This is a genomic window from Tardiphaga sp., assembly GCF_028290785.1.
In the GTDB taxonomy this organism is placed as follows: domain Bacteria; phylum Pseudomonadota; class Alphaproteobacteria; order Rhizobiales; family Xanthobacteraceae; genus Tardiphaga.
In genome coordinates this window covers 1-16,376 of record NZ_JAQGJD010000133.1, presented here as the reverse complement: position 1 = coordinate 16,376, position 16,376 = coordinate 1, and the positions used below count along the sequence as shown (strand labels likewise).

Here is a 16,376-nt window from a genome sequence, read left to right as displayed (position 1 = left end):
GGTGAAAATGGAATGCTCCGCCGGCCCCGTTAGCAGAATAATGGTGTTGAACATGCTGTGCCGCGCTCGAATCATTTCGGTCGATCCGCAATGTCGCAGCGAGGCCTTAAAATTGGATGAGCGATACTGCTGTCGCTGCGCAACATCGTGATGGGTCGCGGCTTCTTGTCGCCGCAAAGACGCAGCAAATCCACGCCAGCCATTTCCCGGAGTTTGCCCTGATGAAACGCCTGCTGCTGTCCGCTCTGCTCGCCGCACTTCCGCTTGCAGCTCATGCCACCGAGACGCCGGCGCGCGAGCCCTACGGCATCGGGCTGGAGGGCTTTGCCTACCCCTACCCCGTCAGCATGCTGCCGCTGGTCAATGACGGCGAGCAGGTTCGCATGGCCTATATGGATGTGCCGTCGGCGAAGCCGAACGGCCGCACCGTGCTGTTGCTGCATGGGCGCAACTTTCCCTCGAGCTACTGGGCGCCGGTGATCGGCGTGCTGACCGAGGCCGGCTATCGCGTCGTGGTGCCGGATCAGATCGGCTTCGGCAAATCCTCGAAACCCGCCGGTGAACTGCATTTCGACACCCTCGCCCGCAACACCATCGCGCTGATGGATCATCTCGGCATCGCCAAGTTCGACGTGGTCGCGCATTCGCTGGGCGGCATGCTGAGCGTCCGCATCGCGCGGACCTATGCCGAGCGCATCGATCACCTGCTGCTGGCCGCACCGATCGGCCTTGAGGATTATCGGCTCTACGTGCCGCCGACGCCGACCGAGAAAATCATCGAGAGCGAGGACAAGCTGACCGCCGAGGGCTATCGCAAGCAGCTCGAGGTGAACTATGCGTTGAAGATGCAGCCCGACCAGGTGACGCCGTTCATCGACGCGCGCTTCAATATCAAGGGCGCGGCCGATTATCCGCGCTGGCTGCGCGCCTTCGTCAGTTCGGCCCAGATGATCTACCGCGAACCCGTCGCGCATGAAGTGCCGCTGATCACGCTGCCGACCCTGTTCATCATGGGCGCGGACGACCACAACGCACCCGGCAAGCCGCTGGCGCCGGAGGCACTGCGTCCGAAGATGGGCCAGAACGCCGAACTGGCCAAGGCGCTGGCGGTCAAGATGCCCAATGCCAAGGTCGAGGTTTTGCCCGACGCCGGACACCTCGTCTTCCTCGACGCCGCGCCGAAATTCGACGCGCTGATGCTGGCGTTTCTGGCGGGGAAGTGACTGACGCGCCGCCGCATAGTCACCGCGGCGGCGCCCACATTCATTTTTCATTCAGCCCGAATCGGCTATTTCGCCGTTGCTGAGACGTACGACGCGCTCATCTTGGCTTGCCGGGATGAACAGGCGTCAATCACCGGTGCCGCCATGCGGCCCTTCGAAGGAGAGAGCCATGAAGACCATTCTTGCCGCCGCCGTGTTCGCGATCGCGGGCCTCGGCGCCGCCAACGCCATGCCGCTGGCGCCGCTCAGCGCCACTGAGACCGCCGACGTGATCCAGGTCGCGCAGGGTTGCGGCCCAGGCTGGGCACGCGGACCGATGGGCCGTTGCCGTCCGATGGGCGTCGTCGTGGTGCGCCGCCCGCCGCCGGTCGTCGTAGTACGTCCCGGCCGCGGTTGCGGCCCGGGCTTCGCCTGGCGCTACGGCCGCTGCCGCCCGTTCTGAGAGCGACGCATAAGACATACGGAAAACCCCGCTTGCGCGGGGTTTTTTGTTAGGTGCGAGGGACGATCTTGCGCCTGCTACTTGCAGGCCTCGCCGCCGCCGGCAAATTGCGCCGCCGCGCCCTCGATCGGTCGCAGGCAGACGTACCAGCCCTTGGTCTGGGGCGGAATTTGCTGGCTGCAGGAGAACGACACCATGCCCGCGGGCGTCGCGAAACGGCAATCGACCTTGCAGGTCACGGACTGCGCCGATGCATTGTCGGTCTTGATGACCACCGCATCCTTTGCCGGCGAAATCGTGCATTGATAGGCCGACGCCGGCAGCGGCGCGGCGATGCCGAGCAGCAATACGAAGAACCGCATGTTAGATCCCCGTCGCGCAGGCCCGCGCTGGTTTGGCGCAGACCATGTGATAGCGGCGACGACGGCAAGCGAGATGGCGCGGAGCATGACGGGCCTGAGAGTTTTGGGGAATACCCAACAGCGGTGGCTGGCGTGTTAGCTTGGGTCGCCGGCGCAGATCAAAGGTTCAAAATCAACCTTGTCATCGCGCGATATCCACGTCCGGTCCATCACGTCCGGCCTCTGTGCAACAAGGCAAGCAGCACGACGATCGCCAGCGTGAGTATCAGGACAAGGCCCTTCCAGAACAGCAACGGGTTTCGCGCCATCAGCGGCACCGGGCGGGTGTCGATATAGCTGGCGTTGGGATGGCGCAGATCGAACAGAAATTCCGACAGCGCCTCGTAGCGCTTCGCGGGGGTAAGGCTGACCGCGCGCTGCAGCGTCCGGTCGACCCAGACCGGAATCGCCGAATTGAAGTCCCGCGCCGGTGTGTAGCGCAGCTTGCTTCGCTGGCTTTTTCCTGACGCTCGCGCCAGTCGCGCGCCGTAGGGAAGCCGGCCCGTCAGCATCTGATAGGCGATGACGCCGAGTGAAAACTGGTCCGCCTGTGGCGAGCCGCCCTCCCAGTCGAAATATTCCGGTGCCGAATATTGCTGGGTCCCCAGCACATCGTTGTCCTGCCGATGCCCCGTCAGCTCGGACACGCCGGCGACGCGTACGGATCCGAAATCGATGATCTTGACGGTCCCGGTCCGGTCGATGAGAACGTTTTCGGGCCGCAGATCCTGATGGATCATTTCCTTGCGATGAAACGCGCGCAGGCCGGCGGCGATCTGCTCGACGATGGCGCGAACCTCCTCGAGGTCCGGTTGCGGATGATCGATCATCCATTGGGTGAGGGTTTGGCCGTCGATGAACTCCATGACGACATAGAGGTACGTTCGCTTTCGCGACTGGTCGCGCGGCTTCAGCACGTGCGGACTGTTGATCCGCCGTGCGATCCACTCTTCCATCATGAAGCGCCGCAAATAGTCCGCGTCGTCGCGCAAATCGATCGACGGGATCTTCAGCGCGACAAGGTCGCCGCTGTCGATGTCTTCGGCGAGGTAGATGTGGCTTCGGCTGCTGGCATGGATTTGGCGCACGATGCGATAGCCATCGAGGGTCATGCGCGCTTCGAGCAGCGGCGGCGGCGGCAGGTTCGAAACAGACGGACGATGTCCCGCGTCGCCCTTACCGACCGCGTCGATGCGCACGATCTGCACGGTCAGGTTATCGGCGCTGCCGTTGCGATAGGCCTCTTCGACGATCCGGCGGGCCGCGCCATCGAGATCATCCGCCGCGCTGCGAACGATATCGACCATCGAGCGTTGGCCGACAAATTCGTAGACGCCATCGGTGACCAGCAGAAAGACATCGTCTCTTTCGATCTCACAGCTCTGATAGTCGATCTCGACCTCGGGATTGACCCCCAGCGCGCGGCCGAGATAGCTCTGCTCCGACGACACGTGGACACGGTGATCCTCGGTCAGTTGCTCCAGCGACGTGCCGTCCAGACGGTAGATGCGGCAATCGCCGATATGAAACAGGTGCGCCGTTGCCGCCTTGAGGACGATCGCACTGAACGTGCAGACGTAGCCTTTGTCAGGATCGTAGCGATAGTAACTGCGTCGCGTCTGCGCGTGCAGCCAGGAATTCGTCGCGGCGATGACTCGCTGCGCCGACGTCTTCACGGACCAGGCTTCCGACGTACAATAGTAGTCGGTCAGGAAGCTCTTGACGGCCGATTCGCTGGCGACCTGGCTGACCGAACTGCTGCTAATGCCATCGGCGAGAACGACGGCAATGCCCTTCATGCCGAGCAACGGCTCGTCGGGCACGAGAACGCCATGGAAATCCTGATTGGTTTCCTTGCGCCCTTTGTCGGAATATTGCCCGATCGATATCTGCAATGTACTCGACATTCGTCACGCCGGAAAAGGAGCCCTACCTAATCAGGTAAGGCTCCTGCGCGCCAGCCAGTATCAGGCCGCGCGCTTCCGCACCGGCACGGCGGCAGCGGCACGCTTCGGGCCGGTCATGACGTGGGTGGCGTAGAGTGTCAGGCCGGTGAAGGCGAGACCGCCCACCAGATTGCCCAGCACCGTCGGGATCTCGTTCCAGATCAGATAGTCGAGGATCGAGAATTTGGCGTGCAGCATCAGGCCCGACGGAAACAGGAACATGTTCACGACGGAATGCTCGAACACCATGTAGAAGAACACCAGGATCGGCATCCACATCGCGATCACCTTGCCGGGGACCGTGGTCGAGATCATGGCGCCGACGACGCCGGTCGAGACCATCCAGTTGCACAGCATGCCACGGATGAACAAGGTCGCCATGCCGGCCGCACCATGCGATGCGTAGCCCAGCGTGCGGCCCTCGCCGATGTTGCCGATCGCCATGCCGACCTTGTCGGGCGCCTCGGTGAAGCCGAACGTCGTCACGAAGGCCATCATGAAGGCCACCGTCAGCGCACCTGCGAAGTTGCCGAGGAACACCAGGCCCCAGTTGCGCAGCACGCCGTTGATCGTCACACCCGGCCGCTTGTCCAGCAAGGCCAGCGGCGCCAGCACGAATACGCCGGTGAGCAGATCGAAGCCGAGCAGATAGAGCATGCAGAACCCGACCGGAAACAGCAGCGCGCCGATGATCGGCTGACCGGTATTGACGTTGATGGTGACGGCGAACCACGCAGCCAGCGCGAGGATGGCGCCGGCCATAAAGGCGCGGATCACTGTGTCCCTGGTCGACATGAAGATTTTGGATTCGCCGGCATCGACCATTTTGGTGACGAATTCCGACGGCGCGAGATAAGACATTGAGGCTCCATTCTTTCGGTATGAGATGCTTCCGCGCTCGCGCGGCGTCACCACATGGCCTGAGTCATGCGGGGATCGTGCGCGCGCACGGTTAGAAACTGGGGCGATGGCCTGGGGTTGCTGCCCGGAAGCTCGGTGGCGTCAGGAGGCTGGCAAAACCGCGAAAGGCTTGGCATGAGGGACGGCTGCCCGCGATGGAACATCGCGGAATGTCCTCATGCCCAAGCTGTTCGCGCTTCGGCAGTCCTCTGGACGGCAGTCGTCGTTGACCTGACTGAAGAGAAGCAACCTCTGTGCCATTCGGCGACAGCCACCTGCATGCTCGTAACGGCTTGATCGCACGACTGGAATCGAGGCCGGGCGCGGTTCCGCCACTCGACAAGCGATGACGATCTGCCTGTTTGGCAGGCAACCGATCCTAAATGAAGCCACCTTGCGCCATTGTCTCGCCGATCGCATGGCGACCAAGCGGCCACGCATGACGGTATGAAAGGTTCAGCGCGCCACATGCTGGCGTCACATCGCGATGCGCATATGGCACAACGAAATCATCCTGATGAGGCTTATCATGTCGGTCGTTATGCGTTGCCTGGTGTCCGTCCTGCTGTTCGGCCTTGTCGCCCCCCTCCCGGCAATGGCGCAGGGCGATGCACCGGCGCAGGCACAACTCGGTCCGCGGCCGTTTTACCTCGTCGACAAGATGAAGGACGGGCCGCTCAAGGCCCGGTTGGCCGCCTGCACCGGACCGTTCCACAAGACCGACTTCTCCATCGCCCACCGCGGCGCGCCGCTGCAGTTTCCCGAACACAGCGCGGAATCGTACCGCGCCGCCGCGCGCATGGGCGCCGGCGTGATCGAATGCGACGTCACCTTCACCAAGGACCGCCAACTGGTGTGCCGGCATTCGCAATGCGACCTGCACACCACCACCAACATCCTGTCGGTGCCGGAACTGGCTGCGAAATGCTCGCAAGGTTTTGTCCCGGCCGATCCCGCCACCGGCCGCAAGGCCTCAGCAAAATGCTGTACCAGTGACATCACGCTGGCGGAGTTCAAGACGCTGTCGGCAAAGATGGATGGCCTCAATCCGGCAGCGACGACGGTCGCGGATTATCAGAACGGCACGCCGCGCTGGCGCACCGATCTCTACGCCGCATCGGGCACGCTGATGACCCATGCCGAGAGCATCGCACTGATCAAGAGTCTCGGCGCAAAATTCACGCCGGAGCTAAAGGCGCCGGAGGTGGCGATGCCGTTCGATGGCGACTACACCCAGGAGAAATACGCCACGCAAATGCTGGAGGAGTACAAGACCGCCGGCATTCCACCATCGGACGTATTCGCCCAGAGTTTTGGCCTCGCCGACATTCTGTATTGGGTGAAGACCGCGCCGGAATTCGCGGCACAGGCCGTCTACCTCGAGGACCGCTACGAGAAACTGGGCCTAGATCCCAACAAGCCCGAGACCTGGAAACCCTCGATGCCGGAATTGAAGGCGCAGGGCGTCAAGATCCTGGCGCCGCCGATCACCACCATGCTGGCGCTGAACGACAACAACGAAATCGTCCCCTCCGCCTACGCCAAAGCGGCGAAGGCCGCCGGCCTCGACCTGATCGGCTGGTCGCTGGAGCGCGATGGCCCGCTGAACAAGGGCGGCGGCTTCTATCACTCATCGGTCAAGGCCGCCATCGATCGCGATGGCGACACGCTGACCGTGCTCGACGTGCTGGCCCAGCAGGTTGGCGTCCGCGGCATGTTTTCGGACTGGCCGGCGACAACGACGTTTTATGCGAGTTGCATGGGGGTGAAGTAGCGCAAGCGTCCGCCAGCCTCACCGCCCCACGGTCGTCGGCTATCTACCCCGCATCGCCGCTATCACCTTCGGCACCAGCGATGCTGCAACCGCGGTGTGGCCTAGGGCATTGAAATGCTGACCGTCGGGATCGCGCGTGCTTGCCGGCGCGGCCATGCCGGTCATGATCACCTTGATATGGCGCGCCGCGAGCTGCTGTTGAATAGCGGCGATATTGCCGGCGCGGCTGGCGCCTTCGCCGCGCCGCATATCATTCCCGCCGGGCTGAAGAATGACGATTTGCGTGCCGTCCGGCACTGCCGAACCGAGCCGCTGCAACATGCCACCGGTGGTATCGCCGGGAATTCCGGCGTTCGCGACATGGGCATCGACTCCGCGCGCGCGAAGCATCGCCTCAAGTTGGGCCGGAAAGGCTTGCGACGGCTCGACACCGCCATTGGTCCTGCCGCGGCCGTGACCATAGGTGTTGCTGGCGCCAAGCGCCACGATATGAACCGACGCGGCCTGCACCGCCGCGGCGGGCAGCATGAAGGCAACAAGACAAACAGCTGCCCGTGTCATCTGCATGTGAGCCCCCTGCGGCGTGATGGCCTTCTACAACGGCATATTGTCGTGCTTCTTCATCGGCGCTTCGACGTGCTTGTCCTTCAGCATCGCCAGCGCCCTTGCGATCCGCCGGCGTGTCGAGTGCGGCATGATGACGTCGTCGATGTAGCCGCGCTCGGCGGCGACGAACGGCGACAGGAAGCGGTCCTCGTATTCCTTGGTGCGCGCGGCGATCTTGTCGGCGTCGCCGATGTCCTGGCGGAAGATGATCTCCACCGCGCCCTTGGCGCCCATCACCGCGATCTGCGCGGTCGGCCAGGCGTAGTTCATGTCGGCGCCGATTTCCTTCGACGCCATCACGTCGAACGCGCCGCCATAGGCTTTTCGCGTGATGACGGTGACGAGCGGCACGGTGCACTGGCTGTAGGCGAACAGCAGCTTGGCGCCGTGCTTGATCAGGCCGCCATATTCCTGCGCGGTGCCCGGCAGGAAGCCCGGCACGTCGACGAAGGTCACGATCGGAATGTTGAAGGCGTCGCAGAAGCGGACGAAGCGCGCCGCCTTGCGCGAGGCATCGCTATCGAGCACGCCGGCCAGCACCATCGGCTGGTTGGCGACGAAGCCGACGGTCTTGCCGGCGATCCGGCCGAAGCCGGTGACGATGTTCTTCGCAAAGGTTTCCGAGATCTCGAAGAAGTCGCCCTCGTCCACCACCTTCAGGATCAGTTCCTTGATGTCGTAGGGCATGTTCGGATTGTCGGGGATCAGCGTGTCGAGCGAATAATCGACGCGCTCGATGTCGTCGAAACTCGGCCATTCCGGCACGCCGGCAGTGTTGTTGCTGGGCAGGAAGTCGATCAGCCGGCGCATCTGCAACAGCGTCTCAACGTCGTTCTCGAATGCGCCGTCGGCGATCGAGGAGCGCGTCGCATGCACGCTGGCGCCGCCGAGTTCTTCCGCGGTGACCACCTCGTTGGTGACGGTCTTCACCACGTCGGGGCCGGTGACGAACATGTAGCTGGTGTTCTTCACCATGAAGATGAAGTCGGTCATGGCTGGCGAGTAGACGTCGCCGCCGGCGCAGGGACCCATGATGACGGAGATCTGCGGGATCACGCCGGAGGCCTGCACGTTGCGGCGGAACACGTAGGAATAGCCGGCGAGTGCCGCGACGCCTTCCTGGATGCGCGCGCCGCCGGCGTCATAGAGCCCGATGATCGGCGCGCGGGCCTTCATCGCCATGTCCTGGATCTTGACGATCTTTTGCGCGTGAGTCTCGGACAGCGAGCCGCCGAACACCGTAAAGTCCTTGGCGAACACAAAGGTCTTGCGGCCGTTGACCGTGCCCCAACCGGTGACGACCCCGTCGCCCGGGATCCTGGATTTCTCCATCCCGAATTCCACTGAGCGGTGCTCGACGAACATGTCGAACTCCTCGAACGAGCCCTTGTCGAGCAGCAGTTCGATGCGCTCGCGCGCCGTCAGCTTGCCCTTGGCATGCTGCGACTCGATGCGCTTCTCGCCGCCGCCCAGCTTGGCGCCGGCGCGGCGCTCCTCGAGGGTGTCCAGGATGTCTTTCATGTGCTCCAGCCCGTTGTTTTAACGTCGTTTTTGGACTGCGACGAGGCCGTTTTCCGGCCTGCCACAAGTTTGCCTCAAGACTTCGCGTTTCGATGCGGGATGCTACCGTCTTGCCGCAAGATTTGTCCGGGTTCTAGCATGGGGTTTTCGGCGGTGGAAACGTCCATCCGGAGGGCTGGAAACCGTCGAAACCGCATGGCGTCGGCCGGCATCGTCCCTATATCCGGGGTCCGCGCAGGGAGACGATCCGGAATGCCCAATATCATCATCAACGAAAACAGCGGTGCCGCCACCGGCGGCGTCCGCGATGTGATGCGCTGGGAAGGCGTTGCACTATTTATCGGGACCACGCTGTTTTACGCGTTTTCCGGCTCACCTTGGCAAGCCTATGCGATTCTGTTCTTCGTGCCGGACCTCACTTTTCTCGCTTATCCGGCCGGGCCCCGGATCGGTGCGGTCGTCTATAACGCCGCGCACGTGACCATCGGGCCGATGTTGCTGGCCATGGTCGGACTGATCTTCGCGGAGCCAGCGCTTGGATCGATCGCGCTGATCTGGCTGGCGCATATCGGGCTCGACCGCGCGCTCGGCTACGGCCTGAAATACGCCGCGGGCTTTCGCTATACCCATCTCGGCCGCATCGGCAAGGATGCCGAGCCGGCGCGGACCGGCCCGCTGGCGCGGGGCTAGGTCCTACAACGCGCCGATGTCGGTCAGGCACTGCTGCGCGATCGCCATGCGACTGGCGACGTGGCGGGGCTCGCGAACGTCGAGGTTGAGCGCGAACACGGTCTGCGCGCTGCCCTTTTCCGCCCAGCCGACGATCCAGCCCAGCGATGGCCTGCCGATCTCGGCGCCCAGCAATCCGGTCTTGGCGCGGATCACAGCGTCGCCCACTTTGGTCACCGGCAGGATATCCCGCACCAGATCCTGGCTGCGCTTCTGCGCCGGCAGCACGCCGCGGCGCAGCCGATCGACGAAGTCGATCTGCTCCATCGGATCGATACGCAGCGCGCCGGTCAGCCAGAACTGGTCGATGCCGCCGCCGATATCGCGGTTGCCGTAGTCGAAATCGTTGAGATACTTCTGCATCCGCTCGGCGCCGATGCGCCGCGCGATCTCCTGATACACCGGCACTGCGGAGGCCGCGATCGCCGTGCGCAGCGTGTGATCCTGATTCCACGCCGCGATGTCACGCGTCACGCCATCCCACTTGAACACGTCCTTGTCGGGATCGGCGACCACGCCGGTGTCGAGCGCGATCAGCGAATTGGGGATTTTGAAGGTCGAGGCCGGCAACTTGGCCTCGCCGGACCGTTCCTTGTCGCTGGCGATGATCAGATAGTCGTCGGTCTTGTAGCCGACGAAGGTGCCGACAGTTCCGGCATCGGCAAAGTGTTTTGCCAGGCTGTCGCGAATCTCGCTGCGCTGAGGCGCAACATGGGCCAGAGCCGGCGAGACGGTAGCGGCGGCGAGCAATCCGAGGACATGGCGGCGATGAATCACGAGGCACCTGTGAGCGATGGAGCACGCAGATGCGCCGGGCTTCGTGGTGGAATCATGACAGCCGAGGTTGGTAGCTGCGAGTTCAGCGCACCCTGCCCGACAGTCCAAGCACGAACACCAGCACTTCGGCGACCGCCTTGTAGAGCTCGGCCGGAATCTCGTCGCCGATCTCCACATTGGAGAGTGCACCGGCCAGCACCTCGTTCTCCTCGATCGGAATGTCGTTGGCCTTGGCCACTTCGATGATCTTGGCGCCGATGGTGCCCTTGCCCTTGGCAACGACGCGCGGCGCGCCGGTCTTGTCGTATAGCAGCGCGACGGCGAGCTGGCGCTTCGGCTGGACGATCATAGCGCGCGATCCAGGAAATGGCCGGCCGTCGCTGGCGCCGCCTGCACCGGCGCTCCCTCGCGGATCACGATCTCTCCCGGCGTCAGTTCGGCGCGGAGCAGCGCCTGGCTTAGCTGCGCGGTGCCGGCGCGCAGCTGCAGCGCGGTTGCGGGCCGCTCTGCCCACATCCGCACCGAGGTCTTGTCGCCGGAGAGCGATACCAGCGCATGCACCGGGCCGGCCGGCTCGACGTCGAGCGAGAACCGCGCGCGCCAGACTCGTTGCGCGGCCTCCGCCTCGGATTCGTGGCCGCCATCGCGCGAAATCTCGAACTGCGCTATCGCCGTGCCGTGCGGGGTCGCGAACGGAATTTCGAAATTCCAGCGCGGCGCGGTGGCGTCGAGCCGCGTCGATTTGGCGTCGGAGGGATCCGGCAGAGAGGCGACCTGCATCAGGGTTTGCCGCGCGATGGCAGCGTCGGTATCGGCCAGCAGATGCCGCACCGTGCTCGCCAGCGGCATGTTGGGTACCAGCGTCGATAGCACGGCGGCTTGGGCCGACGGCAGCGCGCCGCGGAGCGGCGGTGGCGGCGTATCGGTATGCGCGACGCCGGCAGCATCGACGTGCGCGGCGGTCAGCGATTTCGGCACCGGCAGCAGGTCGAGCAGGAATTGATCGTCGGCCACGGGCAGCGCCGTGCTTGCCGCCATGTGGCTTGTCTGCTGCGCCTCCTGCATCAGGTTCAGCGCCCCTGCGGTGTTCGCCACGCGCAAGCTGGCGCTGGTCGATGACGTGCCCGGCAGGATATCGGGCGTGTCCTGCAAGCCGGTCGATTTGTCGGATGCAACGCGCGCCGACTGCGCCATCAGGCCCTGCAGGATGTCGGCGCCCGGCGCCAGCGAAGGCGCAACGATGGTCGGTTCGGCGGCGCGCGCCAGCGCGGCGCCAAATGTTGCATCGGGGGCCACTGCGCCGGCCGGGTGCGCGGCTTGCTGCGCCGACACGGGAACGCCAGCGCCAAGGGCCGGATCGTCGAGCGACGCCGACAGCAGTTGACGCAAGACAATCAGCGCAGCCTTGAGGTCCGGCGTGGTCGCGGACGGCGACGCCGATCCTGACGCCAGCGACGCTTCAAGAAAGAGGCCCGAGTTCTGGAACGCCGCCTTGACGTCATCGCCCGTCAGACTGGCGTCGAGTGTGGGCCGCTGCGCCAGCAGGTTGGCCACGGCCTGCTGCAGCTTTGGCGGCAGGCCTGGCAAGGAAGCCGCGGCGCCGAGATCGGCGAACAGTGTCGATAGGCCGGCCTGCTGCGTCGCCGCGCTTTGCGCCGCGGTGGACACCGCGAGGGCTTCAGGACCCGTCAGTTGCACTTTCGACGATGCCAGAATGGTGGCGAGACTGACCGGGGCATCCGGCGCCAGCGTCACGGTATCGAGCGGCGCGCCGCCGCTGCCGGTCGCCGGCGCGGCGCTTTCGGGCGACGCCTGTGGCACCACCACCGCGAGCCGGACCCCGTCCGGCGTTTGCGACACCGCGAGCTGCAGCATCTGGCCGGCCTGCAGCGGGACTTCGGATTGCACGTCGATGGCGACGTTGCCGATGGAGATCCGCACCTGGTTGTCGGGCAGGACCTTCAGCACCCGGGCGGCCACCACGGTTCCGGTCTGGAAGCCGAGGTCGCCATGCACGCCCTGTGCGGCGATGACGGGAGAGATCGGGGTGACGGCAACGGTCATGTTCGCTTCACCGGACAATGGTCCGGCAACGATAGGCAACTGGTATTAACTTGTTCTTAACTGGCCGGCGTCAGCGCCTTCAGCGCAAAGGCAGCGGCCCGGAAGTCCACCAGCTTGCCAGCGCGGCGCAAGGCGACCTCCTCGTCGATGCCCCAGTGCTCGATGTTCCAGTCCTCGTCCACATGGGCAGCGGCCCAGACCTGATCGGCATCGAGATGGCCGCGCAGCAGCGCCACCGCGAGCAGCGCCGAGCCGGTCAGCGTGGTCACCAGATGCAGCGCCGCGATACGCCAGGGATCGGCCGGCAGCGTCGCGCGGGCGGCTGCAATCGCGGACGCCGGCTGCTCGACATGAATAATGCCTTCGGCAAGGATGAAATGCGCGCCGAGCGTATCGGCGGCCCAGAACAACACCGGATCCCACGCCTGCGCCTCGCGCGCCACCAGCTCCTGCGGATGGCCGGCGCGATAAAACAAAAGGTCGGTGCCGAAGTATTTGGCGATGTCGTCGGCCACCGCGATGACGTTGTCGCCGACCGCATCGATGACGCTGTTGGCGAGCCGCGTCAGCGGCATGGTCATCGGATTGATGGTGCCCTGCTGCGCCTCCCATTCGGCGACGATCGCTTCGGCGACGCCGCGCACCGGCGCGCTTAATGGTTTTCGCGAGGGCGTGCGCACGGTCTTGTCGTCGAGCGTGATGGCAAAGCCATCCGGCGTCTCGGTCATGCCGGCGCGCGCGTAGAACCGCTTGCGCTGCGGTCCGCGCGTCGAGTTGCGCACCGCCTCTTCCGGATCGAGACCGCCCTGTCCGTACACTTCATCAAACAATTCACGCATCGAGTTTCTTCATCCTGTGGATCCGGCGCAACCTATCCGAACGGCCGGGTCAGGGCAAAGCGACCGTCAGCGATTGGCGCAGCTTCGCGAATAGGCGGCGCGGTCGTTCGGGCCGAGTCCGGCGGCGGCGCCGTCCTGCAGGCAATCGGTGATGCGATCGCCGAACGAGCGGCGGCTCGGTCGCGCGTTTTGCGGCGACGGCATCTCGTCGAGCTTGGGCACTACGGGAATCGCCATGCTCGGCGGCGGCGGCGCGGGAGGGGGCGGCGGCGTCAGCAGCGCCCCGCCCGGCGGCAGGATTTGCGCGGTGGCCGGCGCGGCGGCGAGCAGCGCAACGACGACCGCGGATTTCAGCAGGTATTTGATCATCGTTCTCATGTTGTCACGATGGCCCACCATCTCAAGTGCAAACGCGTCAGCGCCGGATGATGTGATCGGCGGCCGGACGGCGCTGCTCCCAGCCGGCGCGTTCCAGTTCCGGAGTGTCGGCCTCGCTCATGGGATAGCCGAGGCAGAAATAGCCGATCAGTTTCCAGTCGGCGGGAACCTCGAGGGCGACGGCGATCTTCCGGGGATCGAGGATTGAGACCCAGCCCATGCCGATGCCTCCGGCGCGCGCCGCCAGCCACAGCGTGGCGATCGCCGCGACCACCGAATAATCCGCCATCTCGGGCATGGTGCGCCGGCCAACGCCGTGGCCGACGTCGGTGGCATGATCGGCGAACACCGCGAGATGAATTGGCGCCTCGCGCAGGCCGGCGAGCTTCAGCGCGGCGTAGCGCTGCGCTAGATCGCCCGAATAGCTGGCCAGCGCCTCGGCGTTGCAGGTCGTGAAGTTGTCCAGCACCGCTTCGCGACGCGCGGCATCGTCGACCACGACGAAGCGCCAGGGCTGGCTCAAGCCCACCGACGGCGACAGACACGCGGTTTCGATCAGACGCTCCAGCGTGCCATCGGGCAGCGCATCGGTGCGGAAATGCCTGACATCGCGGCGCCACACGAACAGGTCGTGCAACCGCGCGCGAAACGCGTCGTCGAAATCCGGCGGGGGCAACAACGCCCTACTCTTCCGGCGCGTTCTCGATCGGGTCGAAGCGGTCGGCTTCGAGCCCGAGCAGATTCCAGGTCTGCAGCATGTGCGGCGGCAACGGAGCGGTCGCGTCGATGAAGCCGCCGCGCGGATGCGGCACGACGATGCGGCGCGCCAAAAGATGCAGCTTCTTCTGGATGCCGCCGGGCAGCTGCCAGTTTTCCTTGTTGAAGTATTTGGGGTCGCCGATGATGGCGTGATCGATATGCGCCATGTGCGCGCGCAGCTGATGCGTGCGCCCGGTCACCGGCTTCAGCGACACCCAGGCCAGTTTTTGTGCGGAGGTTTCCACCACCGCGTAGTACGTCACTGCATGGCTGGCGCCCTCGTCGCCGTGCTGGGCGACGCGCATGATGGTGTCTTCCTCGTTCTCTTCCTTGGCGAGATAGGTGGAGATGCGGCCCTGCTTCGGCTTCGGCACGCCGGCGACCAGCGCCCAATAGATTTTCCGCGCCGAGCGCTCGCGGAACGAGCCGGTGAGTTTCGTTGCGGCGAAGCGCGTCTTGGCGATCAGCAGGCAGCCGGCAGTATCCTTGTCCAAGCGATGCACCAGCCGTGGCTTCTGGCCCTTGGCGTCGCGCATCACTTCCAGCATGCCATCGACGTGGCGCACGGTGCCGGAGCCGCCCTGCACGGCGAGACCGGCCGGCTTGTTCAGCACCATCACGTCGGCGTCCTCGAAGATGATCATCTCCTTGATCGCATCGAGGGTTTTTTGCGCGGCTTCCGAGAGCACGCCGCCGCCGACTTTCGGCGCGTCGAGCTTGAGTGGCGGAATGCGGACGGTCTGGCCCTCTTCCAGCCGGTCCTTGCTGTCGGCGCGCTTGCCGTTGATGCGCAGCTCGCCTTTGCGGACGATGCGCTGGATATGGCTGAACGACAGGCCCTCGAAGCGCGCCTCGAGGAAGCGATCGACGCGCATGCCGGCCTCGTCGGCGGTGACCACGGCCATCTCCACCGCGGTGGGCAGTGGTGCCTTGGGGACGACCACCTTGGGCTCGGGCACGAAGGTATCGGGATCGAACGGCGGGCGTTCGTGCTTGGGCTCGCGCGGCGCCGAGGCGCGCGCGGGACGGCCACCGCGCGACGGCGGACGGTCGTTGCCGAAACGCTCGGGGCGCTGCGGACGCTCGGAACGTTCCGGGCGGCTACCGGATCGCGCCGGGCGAGCGGCGCGCTCCGGGGCTTCGAAACGGGTATCGCGCGGCTCGCGGGGATCGCCCCATTCGGAGCGCTCCAGGGCGGCATCGATGCGATTGCGCGAACGCGCGGCTTGCGGACGATCGCCATGATCGCGCTCGGCGGCGCGTTCGGGCCGCTGCGGCCGGAAGGCTGGACGGGCGGGACGCTCGGACCGATCCGGGCGCTCGGCTCGCTCGGGGCGACCAGCGGGGCGCTCGCGCGGCGGACGGGAGGTCTGCGGACGGTCGCCATAGCCGCGCTCGGCCCGCTCCGGCCGTTCGGAGCGCTCAAAGCGCTCCGGGCGCTCGGAAGCGCGTTCGCGCGGCGGGCGCGCGCTCATCGGGCGGTCGCTCTTGATCCGGCCGGCCTTGCCGAACGACGGCCGCTCGCCATCCGAACGCGCGGATTTGGGACGCCCCGGCTTCGAACCCGAGGTCGTGGTACCGGTGGTCTTCGGGCGCCCACCCTTGCCGCGCGGACCGGCGGGGCCGCGGGATTTGACGAGGGGTTTCTTGTCGCGACGGCTCATGGGGCAGCTCCGGGAGAATGGCTGTGCGTAGCGCATATGGCGCTCAGGGTCACGGTGAAACTGCCTTTCCGGGCAAAGGTTTGCGTTCTCGCGGCCGGAAAAGCCCGAGTTTTGCGGGAAATCCACCCCTCGAACGTGAGGGGAGGTCGCGCGCCGAGCGGCGCGTGGGGTAGCGTGGTCGCGATCCGCTTCGCCGTCGGCGACGAAGCTGCAACCGCGTCGCCTCTCGGCGCGCCACCGCGGCGATTTCTGTCCGGGGGACCGTACTTCCGGGCCAGGCTGCGACCACTTGGGCCGCGGATCCGGCCGGCTTTCGCCCGCCTTCCACCTGTCCGCGTCCAGCCATTGAAGGC

General features: G+C 65.3%; 16 protein-coding genes. 4 read left to right on the top strand and 12 right to left on the bottom strand.

Features of this window, described 5'->3' with window-relative positions; genetic code table 11:
* Positions 1-221 precede the first annotated feature (221 nt).
* Together JWR89_RS07975 and JWR89_RS07970 are read left to right on the top strand one after the other, a co-directional pair.
* Positions 222-1,223 (top strand): alpha/beta hydrolase, encoded by a 1,002-nt coding sequence (locus tag JWR89_RS07975; RefSeq protein WP_299714010.1) that lies wholly within the window; start codon positions 222-224, stop codon positions 1,221-1,223.
* Positions 1,224-1,392: 169 nt separating this feature from the next.
* On the top strand, positions 1,393-1,665 hold the full coding sequence (locus tag JWR89_RS07970) for a hypothetical protein (RefSeq protein WP_299714008.1): 273 nt from the start codon (positions 1,393-1,395) through the stop codon (positions 1,663-1,665).
* Between the two features lie 77 nt (positions 1,666-1,742).
* Here the strand turns inward: JWR89_RS07970 and JWR89_RS07965 are convergent, their stop codons facing one another.
* The 3 genes from JWR89_RS07965 to JWR89_RS07955 form a co-directional block, all read right to left on the bottom strand.
* Positions 1,743-2,027: a hypothetical protein gene (locus tag JWR89_RS07965; protein ID WP_299714006.1), complete on the bottom strand. Its 285-nt coding sequence runs from the start codon at positions 2,025-2,027 to the stop codon at positions 1,743-1,745.
* Between the two features lie 209 nt (positions 2,028-2,236).
* Positions 2,237-3,973 carry a bifunctional protein-serine/threonine kinase/phosphatase gene (locus JWR89_RS07960; protein ID WP_299714004.1) on the bottom strand — a complete coding sequence of 579 codons (1,737 nt, stop codon included), beginning with the start codon at positions 3,971-3,973 and terminating at the stop codon, positions 2,237-2,239.
* A 60-nt stretch (positions 3,974-4,033) separates the two neighbouring features.
* Positions 4,034-4,873, bottom strand: a complete 840-nt coding sequence (locus JWR89_RS07955; protein ID WP_299714002.1) for a formate/nitrite transporter family protein — start codon at positions 4,871-4,873, stop codon at positions 4,034-4,036.
* A 634-nt stretch (positions 4,874-5,507) separates the two neighbouring features.
* On the opposite strand from JWR89_RS07955, the gene JWR89_RS07950 reads away from it, so the two are divergent.
* Positions 5,508-6,686, top strand: a complete 1,179-nt coding sequence (locus tag JWR89_RS07950) for a glycerophosphodiester phosphodiesterase family protein (RefSeq protein ID WP_299714015.1) — start codon at positions 5,508-5,510, stop codon at positions 6,684-6,686.
* A 39-nt stretch (positions 6,687-6,725) separates the two neighbouring features.
* Here the strand turns inward: JWR89_RS07950 and JWR89_RS07945 are convergent, their stop codons facing one another.
* Positions 6,726-7,172 carry a GDSL-type esterase/lipase family protein gene (locus JWR89_RS07945; protein WP_366142976.1) on the bottom strand — a complete coding sequence of 149 codons (447 nt, stop codon included), beginning with the start codon at positions 7,170-7,172 and terminating at the stop codon, positions 6,726-6,728.
* A 108-nt stretch (positions 7,173-7,280) separates the two neighbouring features.
* Positions 7,281-8,813, bottom strand: coding sequence for an acyl-CoA carboxylase subunit beta (locus JWR89_RS07940; protein ID WP_299714000.1), 1,533 nt, complete (start codon positions 8,811-8,813; stop codon positions 7,281-7,283).
* Between the two features lie 252 nt (positions 8,814-9,065).
* On the opposite strand from JWR89_RS07940, the gene JWR89_RS07935 reads away from it, so the two are divergent.
* On the top strand, positions 9,066-9,503 hold the full coding sequence (locus JWR89_RS07935; protein ID WP_299713998.1) for a DUF4260 domain-containing protein: 438 nt from the start codon (positions 9,066-9,068) through the stop codon (positions 9,501-9,503).
* A gap of 3 nt (positions 9,504-9,506) precedes the next feature.
* Here the strand turns inward: JWR89_RS07935 and blaOXA are convergent, their stop codons facing one another.
* The 7 genes from blaOXA to JWR89_RS07900 form a co-directional block, all read right to left on the bottom strand.
* Positions 9,507-10,319: a class D beta-lactamase gene (gene blaOXA / locus JWR89_RS07930; RefSeq protein ID WP_299713996.1), complete on the bottom strand. Its 813-nt coding sequence runs from the start codon at positions 10,317-10,319 to the stop codon at positions 9,507-9,509.
* 82 nt (positions 10,320-10,401) lie between these two features.
* Positions 10,402-10,668 (bottom strand): EscU/YscU/HrcU family type III secretion system export apparatus switch protein, encoded by a 267-nt coding sequence (locus tag JWR89_RS07925; RefSeq protein WP_299713994.1) that lies wholly within the window; start codon positions 10,666-10,668, stop codon positions 10,402-10,404.
* Positions 10,665-12,383, bottom strand: a complete 1,719-nt coding sequence (locus JWR89_RS07920) for a flagellar hook-length control protein FliK (protein ID WP_299713992.1) — start codon at positions 12,381-12,383, stop codon at positions 10,665-10,667. Before JWR89_RS07920 ends, JWR89_RS07925 begins: the two co-directional genes overlap by 4 nt.
* 56 nt (positions 12,384-12,439) lie before the next feature.
* A complete protein-coding gene (locus JWR89_RS07915; RefSeq protein WP_299713990.1) occupies positions 12,440-13,222 on the bottom strand; it encodes an ATP12 family protein in 783 nt (260 codons plus the stop codon).
* Positions 13,223-13,288: 66 nt separating this feature from the next.
* Positions 13,289-13,600 carry a hypothetical protein gene (locus JWR89_RS07910; RefSeq protein ID WP_299713988.1) on the bottom strand — a complete coding sequence of 104 codons (312 nt, stop codon included), beginning with the start codon at positions 13,598-13,600 and terminating at the stop codon, positions 13,289-13,291.
* 37 nt (positions 13,601-13,637) lie between these two features.
* Positions 13,638-14,279, bottom strand: a complete 642-nt coding sequence (bluB, locus tag JWR89_RS07905; protein WP_299713986.1) for a 5,6-dimethylbenzimidazole synthase — start codon at positions 14,277-14,279, stop codon at positions 13,638-13,640.
* Positions 14,280-14,283: 4 nt separating this feature from the next.
* Complete coding sequence (locus JWR89_RS07900) at positions 14,284-15,834, bottom strand: RluA family pseudouridine synthase (protein ID WP_299714012.1); 1,551 nt, start codon at positions 15,832-15,834, stop codon at positions 14,284-14,286.
* Positions 15,835-16,376: the final 542 nt, after the last annotated feature.

Bases quoted from the DNA above. Each gene is read 5' to 3' on its own strand.
- JWR89_RS07975 (WP_299714010.1), top strand. From the start codon at position 222: ATGAAACGCCTGCTGCTGTCCGCTCTGCTCGCCGCACTTCCGCTTGCA.
- JWR89_RS07970 (WP_299714008.1), top strand. From the start codon at position 1,393: ATGAAGACCATTCTTGCCGCCGCCGTGTTCGCGATCGCGGGCCTCGGC.
- JWR89_RS07965 (WP_299714006.1), bottom strand. From the start codon at position 2,027: ATGCGGTTCTTCGTATTGCTGCTCGGCATCGCCGCGCCGCTGCCGGCG.
- JWR89_RS07960 (WP_299714004.1), bottom strand. From the start codon at position 3,973: ATGTCGAGTACATTGCAGATATCGATCGGGCAATATTCCGACAAAGGG.
- JWR89_RS07955 (WP_299714002.1), bottom strand. From the start codon at position 4,873: ATGTCTTATCTCGCGCCGTCGGAATTCGTCACCAAAATGGTCGATGCC.
- JWR89_RS07950 (WP_299714015.1), top strand. From the start codon at position 5,508: ATGGCGCAGGGCGATGCACCGGCGCAGGCACAACTCGGTCCGCGGCCG.
- JWR89_RS07940 (WP_299714000.1), bottom strand. From the start codon at position 8,813: ATGAAAGACATCCTGGACACCCTCGAGGAGCGCCGCGCCGGCGCCAAG.
- JWR89_RS07935 (WP_299713998.1), top strand. From the start codon at position 9,066: ATGCCCAATATCATCATCAACGAAAACAGCGGTGCCGCCACCGGCGGC.
- JWR89_RS07925 (WP_299713994.1), bottom strand. From the start codon at position 10,668: ATGATCGTCCAGCCGAAGCGCCAGCTCGCCGTCGCGCTGCTATACGAC.
- JWR89_RS07920 (WP_299713992.1), bottom strand. From the start codon at position 12,383: ATGACCGTTGCCGTCACCCCGATCTCTCCCGTCATCGCCGCACAGGGC.
- JWR89_RS07915 (WP_299713990.1), bottom strand. From the start codon at position 13,222: ATGCGTGAATTGTTTGATGAAGTGTACGGACAGGGCGGTCTCGATCCG.
- JWR89_RS07910 (WP_299713988.1), bottom strand. From the start codon at position 13,600: ATGAGAACGATGATCAAATACCTGCTGAAATCCGCGGTCGTCGTTGCG.
- JWR89_RS07900 (WP_299714012.1), bottom strand. From the start codon at position 15,834: ATGAGCGCGCGCCCGCCGCGCGAACGCGCTTCCGAGCGCCCGGAGCGC.